Origin of the sequence: Rhodococcus sp. Chr-9 (assembly GCF_000801125.1) — a bacterium.
GTDB lineage: Bacteria > Actinomycetota > Actinomycetes > Mycobacteriales > Mycobacteriaceae > Rhodococcus > Rhodococcus pyridinivorans.
In genome coordinates, this window is record NZ_JTIZ01000042.1 from 1 (window position 1) to 7,675 (window position 7,675).

7 protein-coding genes are annotated in these 7,675 nt (G+C 70.8%); 4 read left to right on the top strand and 3 right to left on the bottom strand.

Going from position 1 to position 7,675, the window contains the following annotated elements; genetic code table 11:
* Both QR64_RS04395 and QR64_RS27545 read left to right on the top strand, forming a co-directional pair.
* Positions 1–1,705: helicase-related protein (locus QR64_RS04395; RefSeq protein ID WP_039584315.1), on the top strand; the 1,705-nt coding region annotated here is incomplete at its 5' end.
* 104 nt (positions 1,706–1,809) lie between these two features.
* A complete protein-coding gene (locus QR64_RS27545; RefSeq protein ID WP_039584322.1) occupies positions 1,810–2,691 on the top strand; it encodes a DUF4333 domain-containing protein in 882 nt (293 codons plus the stop codon).
* A 10-nt stretch (positions 2,692–2,701) separates the two neighbouring features.
* Here the strand turns inward: QR64_RS27545 and QR64_RS04405 are convergent, their stop codons facing one another.
* A complete protein-coding gene (locus tag QR64_RS04405; RefSeq protein ID WP_039584317.1) occupies positions 2,702–3,679 on the bottom strand; it encodes a 5'-3' exonuclease in 978 nt (325 codons plus the stop codon).
* A 35-nt stretch (positions 3,680–3,714) separates the two neighbouring features.
* Between QR64_RS04405 and QR64_RS04410 the strand changes: the two genes are divergently transcribed.
* Both QR64_RS04410 and QR64_RS04415 read left to right on the top strand, forming a co-directional pair.
* Positions 3,715–4,845 (top strand): M24 family metallopeptidase, encoded by a 1,131-nt coding sequence (locus tag QR64_RS04410; RefSeq protein ID WP_039584318.1) that lies wholly within the window; start codon positions 3,715–3,717, stop codon positions 4,843–4,845.
* 147 nt (positions 4,846–4,992) lie between these two features.
* Positions 4,993–5,739 (top strand): SDR family NAD(P)-dependent oxidoreductase, encoded by a 747-nt coding sequence (locus QR64_RS04415; protein ID WP_039584320.1) that lies wholly within the window; start codon positions 4,993–4,995, stop codon positions 5,737–5,739.
* A 462-nt stretch (positions 5,740–6,201) separates the two neighbouring features.
* Here the strand turns inward: QR64_RS04415 and QR64_RS04420 are convergent, their stop codons facing one another.
* Positions 6,202–7,035 (bottom strand): AAA family ATPase, encoded by an 834-nt coding sequence (locus tag QR64_RS04420; protein WP_039584321.1) that lies wholly within the window; start codon positions 7,033–7,035, stop codon positions 6,202–6,204.
* A gap of 3 nt (positions 7,036–7,038) precedes the next feature.
* Positions 7,039–7,675, bottom strand: a 637-nt coding sequence (locus QR64_RS04425) for a Mu transposase C-terminal domain-containing protein (protein WP_235367008.1), incomplete at its 5' end; no start/stop codon positions are given.

A 7,675-nucleotide genomic window follows, 5' to 3' on the forward strand; every position in this document is an offset into this window, starting at 1 on the left:
GCGCACCGCCCTCGAACGCGGCATCGCCGCCCACCACGCCGGGATGTTGCCGGCTTTCCGGCACACCGTCGAAGAACTCTTCGTGCGGGGGCTGGTGCGGGCGGTGTTCGCCACCGAGACCCTCGCGCTGGGCATCAACATGCCGGCCCGCACCGTGGTGCTCGAAAAGCTCGTCAAGTTCAACGGCGACACCCACGCCGAGCTGACCCCCGGCGAGTACACGCAGCTGACCGGCCGGGCCGGGCGGCGCGGCATCGACGTCGAGGGCCACGCGGTGGTGCTGTGGCAGCCGGGCATCGAACCGGCGGCGGTCGCCGGGCTCGTCTCCACCCGCACCTTCCCGCTGCGCAGCTCGTTCCGCCCGTCCTACAACATGGCGGTCAACCTCATCGACGCCGTCGGGGTGGAGCGGTCGCGGGCGCTGCTGGAGATGTCTTTCGCCCAGTTCCAGGCCGACAAGTCGGTGGTCGGTCTCAAACGCGGCATCGACCGCAACGAGGCCACCCTCGCACAGCTGCGCGACCAGCTCGGCGGTGAGGGCAGCGAGATCCTCGACTATCTGCGGTTGCGCGCCGAACTGACCGACGCCGAACGCGCCCACGAGCGGCGCGGCAAGCAGGATCGCCGGGCCGCGGCGGTGGCGTCGCTGGTGACCCTGCGGCGCGGTGACATCATCGCCGTGCCCGCCGGTAAACACACCGGCCTGGCCGTGGTGGTGCTGCCGGACACCGACGCCGGCGATCCGCGGCCGCAGGTCGTCACCGCCGACGCGTGGTCCGGTCGCCTCTCCGCCGGGGACTTCCCGACCCCGGCGACGGTGCTGGGCACGCTGCGGCTGCCGCGGCACGTCGATCACCGCACCGGCCGTGGGCGCCGCGACATCGCGTCGGCGTTGCGGTCGAAGGGCCTCGTGCCGCCGCGCCGTCCCAAGCGCAGCACGTCCAAGGGCGACACCCGCGAGATCGACGCGTTGCGCCGCGAACTCAAGCACCATCCGGCCCGCAAGCACCCCGATCTGGACTCGCTGGCGCGTGCCGGGGAGCGCTACCACCGGTTGCTGCGCGAAACCCAGCAGCAGCGCCGCAAGGCCGCCGCGGCGACGGATTCGCTGGCGCGCACCTTCGAGCGGATCGTCGCGCTGCTCACCGAACGCGGCTATCTCACCGAGGGTGACGATCCGGCGACCACCGAGGCGGGGGAGCGGCTCGCCCGCATCTACACCGAATCGGATCTGCTGGTCGCCGAATGCGTGCGTCGCCGTGCCTGGGCGGGACTGTCCGCCGCCGAACTCGCGGCGGTCGCCTCGGCGGTGATCTACGAGTCGCGCACCGACGAACCGGTCACCGTCGTCGGGCCGACCGGCCCGATCCGGCACGCGCTGGCCGAAACCACCCGGATCTGCGACGGCTTGCGGGCCGACGAGATCCGGCACCGGCTGCCCCCGACCCGCGAACCGGATCTGGGTTTCGTCACCGCCGCCTACACCTGGGCGTCGACCGCGTCGCTGACCGAGGCGCTTGTCGCCGCGGAGGCCGCCGGTAAGGAACTCTCGCCCGGCGATTTCGTGCGGTGGTGCCGGCAGCTGATCGATCTGCTCGATCAGATCCGGACCTGCGCGGACGATCCGGAACTCGCCCGCACCGCCGGCAAGGCGGTCGGGGCGGTGCGTCGCGGGGTCGTCGCCGTCGATCCCACCGCCGAATGACCCGGCCCCTGCGGGGTGTCCGGGACGCCCGGTAGGCGTGGATGCCCGCGGCGGGTGGACGCTACCGTATGGGCACACAACGGGAAGGGTGAGTGGAGACGACGATGACCGGGCCGAACGAACCGCAGGACTCGCCGGGGCAGAAGCCGCCGGAATCGACGGATCCGTGGGCACCGAACCCGACGTCCGGGGGCGGTGAGCAGCCCGGATCACCGTGGGCGCCGCCCGCCGGCCAGCAGCAGTGGGGGCAGGGCAGCGGCACCGGCTGGGGACAGTCGACCGCCGGGCAGTCGCCGTGGCAACCCGACACCGGTGCGGGCGGGAACGCTCCGCAGCCCGGGTGGGCGCCGCCCGCCGGGCAGCAGACTCCCGCGCAGCCCGGTGCCGGGCAACAGAATCCGTGGGGTGCGCCGACCGGTGCGCCGCAACAGGGCTGGGGTCCGGCCCCGCAGCCGCCCGCCCCCGGCTGGGGGCAGCCGGCACCCGGTCAGCAGGCACCAGGACAGGCACCGGGCTGGGGTCAGCAACCGGGCGCACAGCAGCCGTGGGGCGCGCCCGGTCAGCAACCGACGCAGCCCGTCCCCGGGTGGGGTGGGCAGCAGCCCGCCGGGGCGCAGCCCTGGGGAGCGCCCGCGAACACCTGGCAGCAGCCCGGCGGCGCGCCTCAGCAGAACAGCAAGTCGAAGCTGCCGTGGATCCTCGGCGGCGCCGGGCTCGTCGTGGTGCTCGCCATCGTCGGGATCCTCGCCACGACGATATTCGGTGGGAAGGTCCTCGACACCGAATCCACCCAGGCGGGGATCGCGAAGGTGCTCACCGAGTCCTACGGGGCCGGGCAGGTCGGCGACGTGCAGTGCCCGAGCGATCAGAAGGTCGAGGCCGGCCACAGCTTCACCTGCGCGGTCACCGTGGACGACCAGTTCCGGGAGGTGACCGTCACCATCACCGACGACAACGGCACCTACGAGGTCGGCCGCCCCAACTGACCGGAAGCGGTCATCGGTCGGCCAGGGCCGCGACCAGCGCGGACACCGGCCGTTCCAGACCCCACCGCTGTGCCAGCGCGGTGAGCTGCTCCGGAGCGGCCGGTGCCGCCGGCAACACGTCCGAGCGGGACAGGTCCACGTCGGCGTCGGTGGCGACCCGCACCACCGGCAGCGCCGCATCCAGATAGTCCGCCGCAGCGGCGAGTTTGACCCGCATGCCCTTCGCCATCGACGACGACTTGTCGACCGCGGCCGCGCGCACCGCGTCGAGAGAGCCGTACTGCTGCAGCAACGACGCGGCGGTCTTTTCCCCGACCCCCTTGACGCCGGGGAGTCCGTCCGACGGGTCGCCGCGCAGCACCGCGAGTTCGGCGTAGGCGGCGCCGGCCCGCTCGCCGGGCACCCCGTAGCGTTCGGCGACCAACGCCGGATCGAACAACTCGGCCTTGGTCAATCCGCGCCCGGCGTAGAGCACCCGCACCGGCACCGGACTGTCGGCGACGACCTGCAGCAGGTCGCGGTCGCCGCTGACCACGATCACCCGGTCGATGGTCTCGCGGGCGGCGAGGGTGCCGAGCACGTCGTCGGCCTCGAAACCGGCCGCCCCGCCGGTGGCGATGCCGGCGGCGGCGAGCACGTCGAGGATCACCGGCACCTGCGGCAGCAGCGCGGGTGGGACCTCCTCGACGGTGCCGTCCGACCCGGTGGCGACCCGGTGCGCCTTGTAACTGGGGATCGCCGCGACACGGAAGGCCGGCCGCCAGTCCAGATCCAGGCACACCACCAGTCGGGTGGGACGGTGGGTGCGGATCAGCGAGGCCACCATGTCCACGAAGCCGCGCACCGCGTTGACCGGGCTGCCGTCGGGGGCGGTGACCTTCTCCGGGATGGCGTGGAAGGCGCGGAACCACAGGCTCGCGCCGTCGAGCAACATCAGCGTGGGGTCCGGTGCGGGCGTGGGGTTCTCCGGTGCGGTCACGGACCACATCCTGCCATCCGGCCGCGGCCACTAGGCTCGAAGACATGACCACTGCCGCCCCCCGATTCCCCGCCGACCGTTACGCGGCCCGCCTGGCCCGCGCCGCCGAACTCGGTGCCGTCGCCGGCTTCGACGCGCTGCTCATCACCCCCGGACCGGACCTGCGGTATCTCACCGGTTCGCGCGCCGAGTCGTTCGAGCGTCTGACCTGCCTGGTGATCCCCACCGACGGCTCCGGCGCCACCGTGGTGGTGCCGCGGCTGGAGTTGGCGTCGCTGAACGACTCCGCGATCGGTGAGCTCGGTCTGCCGGTGCGGGACTGGGTGGACGGTCAGGATCCTTACGCGCTCGTGCGCGAACTCGTCGCGACGGCGGGGGCGTTCGCGGTGGCCGAGGCGATGCCGGCGCTGCACCTGGTGCCGCTGACCGCCCGGTTCGGCAACGCCCCGGCGCTTGCGACGTCGGTGATCCGGCAGCTGCGGATGGTCAAGGACACCGACGAGGTCGAGGCGTTGCGCCGCGCTGGTGCCGCCATCGACCGGGTGCACGCCCGCATGGGTGAATGGTTGCGCGCGGGACGCACCGAAGCCGAGGTGGCCACGGACATCACCGCCGCGATCCTCGAAGAGGGACACACCGCGGCGGCGTTCGTCATCGTCGGTTCCGGCCCGCACGGCGCCGACCCGCACCACGAGGTGTCCGAGCGGGTCATCGAATCCGGCGACATCGTCGTCGTCGACATCGGTGGTCCCGTCGAACCTGGCTACTACTCGGATTCGACCCGCACCTACAGCATCGGCGAACCGGACCCGGAGATCGCGACGAAGATTGCGGTGCTCGAGAAGGCACAACAGACCGCAGTGGATGCGGTGCGGCCCGGCGTGCGCGCCGAGGACGTCGACGCCGCCGCCCGCAACCTGCTTGCCGCCGCCGGCTACGGGGAGGCGTTCGTGCACCGCACCGGGCACGGCATCGGCCTGTCGGTGCACGAGGAGCCGTACATCGTCTCCGGCAACGACGACATCCTGCAGCCCGGCATGGCGTTCAGCATCGAACCGGGCATCTACTTCCGCGGTGAGTGGGGTGCGCGGATCGAGGACATCGTCGTCGTCACCGAGGACGGCTGCGAGTCGATGAACCTGCGCCCGCACGGATTGACGGTGCTGCCGGGCTGACACCCGGCCGGGTTCACCGCTCGTCGAGCAGGGCGAGCAGCTTGTCGGCGAGGGAGACGTCGATGCTCGGGGTGCGGTCACTGTCCATCCCGCAGAGAGTAGAACCCCGCCACTGCATCCCGGAGCTCGACCCGGGACACTGGCCGCATGAACCACACCGCGCAGGGAACCGTCGTCATCTTCGGGGGACGCAGCGAGATCGGCGTCGAGGTCGCCACCCGACTCGCGCCGGGCCGCACCGTGATCCTCGCCGCCCGTCGCGCCGACGACCTCGCCGACGAGTGCGCCGCCGTGCGGGTAGCAGGCGCGACGGCGGTGCACCCGGTCGAGTTCGACGCCGACGCCCTCGACACACACACCGCGGTGCTCGACCGGATCACCGCCTTCGGGCCGATCGATGTGGCGGTGCTGGCCTTCGGCATCCTCGGCGACCAGGCCCACGCGGAAACCGATGCGGCCCATGCGGTGTCGATCGTGCACACCGACTATCTCGCGCAGGTCGCGCTGCTCACCGACCTGGCCCAGCGGCTGCGCGCGCAGGGCTCGGGGCGGCTGGTGGTGTTCTCCTCCGTGGCCGGGTGGCGGGTGCGCCGCGCCAACTATGTGTACGGGTCGGCGAAGGCCGGCCTCGACGGTTTCGCGTCCGGCCTGGCGGATGCCTTGCACGGCAGCGGGGTGTCGTTGCTGCTGGTGCGCCCCGGTTTCGTGATCGGCCGGATGACGGAGGGCATGAGCCCTGCACCGTTGTCGAGCACCCCACCGCAGGTCGCCGGCGCGACGGTGCAGGCGCTGCACCGCGGGCGCGGGGAGGTGTGGGTGCCGGCGGTGCTGCGCCCGGTGTTCTTCGGGATGCGCCTGCTGCCGCGGGCGATGTGGCGGCGTTTGCCGCGCTGACGACTGCGGCAGACGGCGAGCGCTTCGCACAGACCGGGCCGATGTCGCTTGTCTCCCGCGTAGCCCTTGTCCGTATAGAGCGCCCTTGTCCGTATAGATCCGGTCGTCGCGGACTCCGGCCTTTGAGGGCTCCGTGGTGCGGTTGCAGATCTTGGCCCACGGTGCTGCATCGGGAATAGCCGATCAGGATTCCATCCATGAGGCGACGAAAGTGCTGTTTGGGTCAGCTATTCGAGACCGACATGCAGGACGGTTAAGCAGGACGGTCGGACGGCCGTCTTCCGCAGGACGCGATCGAGTGCCGGACCGTGTCGGGGTGTGCTGTTTGAGGATCGGTCCGCAAAATTGATCTTGTTCCGAAAACGAACGTATATGAAACGTCCGCCGCCGAATCGGGCGATGTGACCTTCGGGCCTGTATGACCGGGGATCTTCCGTGGAGTATGGCAGGTACGGGGTGATCTCAGGTGGTGCCGATGACGAGGGTTTCGGCGGCGGTGTCGATGACGTCAGCGGTGATGACGGTCAGATCGTTGATCTCGAGGATGCGATCGACCTGACGGAACAGGCGCTGGATGAGCCGGAAATTGCCGCCGGTCAGACGGGCGACGGCAGCAATGGCCTGGTGGTCGGTGAAGTCGGCAGGGTCCAGGCTCTCGGCGAGACTGCGCCAATGGTGGGTCAGCACGAAGATCAGTTCGTCGTGGGACAACGGCCGGTAGTGGTGGGCGAACCCGACGCGGCTGTAGAGCTGCGGGTAGCGCACGAAGCGTTTTTCGATGCCGGGCATGCCGATGAAAATCAGTCCGTGCTCCCCGCGGTCGTAGTGATCACGTAGGTGTTCGAGGGCGCTGGTGCTCAATCGTTCGGCTTCGTCGACGATGCACAACTCGACCCGGCTCGCTCGTCGGCTGCGGGGCCGGGGATGAGTCAGCGGCCGCGGCGGTGGGTTCAGGTGGGTGTCGATGCAGATCTCGGCGCGGGTGAGCAGTTGGTGCAGATCCTCGCGTAGCCGGCGGGTGGTGACCCCGACGTAGGGGGTGTAGACGATGGTGCGGGCCCGGGCGAGGGCGGCGTTGATGGGTTGTTCGGCGTCGTTGTCGCGGGGTCCCCAGTCGTCGAGGAGTGGTTCGACGGTGTCCCAGTGGGCGTAGCGGCGGGCGGAGAGGGTTTTGCCGACCCCGGCGGGGCCGAAGCACAGTCCGATGGTGCGATCGCGGCGGACCGCGTCGGCGAATTCGGTGAAACGGCGGTGTTCTTTGGTGACGATGAACCGGCCGCTGTCGGTGGGACTCACCGTTCAGTCCTCGCGGTAGGTGCGCAGCGTGGAACGGCGGCGGGCCGGAGCAGGCTCCGGCGCGGGTGGTGCGGCGGGGGTGGGGAGGTAGTCGGTGACGAGTTGGATGCGTTCGTGGATCTGGCTGCGCAGGCGGCGGCGGTGGGCGCGGCGGGCGGTGTCGATGTCTTTGAGGGAGATCGTCCGGCCGCTGTGTTCGGGGCTGATCGCGGTGCACAGATAGCGGTCGTGGTGGAAGACCCGGATGGCGGTGATGTCGCGGGGGTCGTAGCGGATGGTGACCGGTTCACGCACGTACGCGGCCAGGACCGGGTCGAGATAGCGCAGACCCTGGAAGTGGATCCCGTCGCGGTGCACGATCCGCCCGGTGGCGACCTGGACGAGCAGCAGATCCAACGTGTCGATGTTCTCGGGCAGCTGCGGCAGCCAGCCGTCGGCGAGCCAGCGCCGGTGTGGGCTCTCGCCGGTCTCGCGGTGGGGTCGCTGGTGGTACTGCTCGATGATGAAGCCGCGCATCCGGTGGTCGAGGTCGGTCACCGACAAGGCTGGCTCGGTGACCGGTCGGCCGTGGTCGAGGTGACCGGGTAGTTCGGGGGGCGTTCCCCCCGAGATATGGACACCAATACCTATGCGGCGGAAG

Bases quoted from the DNA above. Each gene is read 5' to 3' on its own strand.
- QR64_RS27545 (WP_039584322.1), top strand. From the start codon at position 1,810: ATGACCGGGCCGAACGAACCGCAGGACTCGCCGGGGCAGAAGCCGCCG.
- QR64_RS04405 (WP_039584317.1), bottom strand. From the start codon at position 3,679: ATGTGGTCCGTGACCGCACCGGAGAACCCCACGCCCGCACCGGACCCC.
- QR64_RS04410 (WP_039584318.1), top strand. From the start codon at position 3,715: ATGACCACTGCCGCCCCCCGATTCCCCGCCGACCGTTACGCGGCCCGC.
- QR64_RS04415 (WP_039584320.1), top strand. From the start codon at position 4,993: ATGAACCACACCGCGCAGGGAACCGTCGTCATCTTCGGGGGACGCAGC.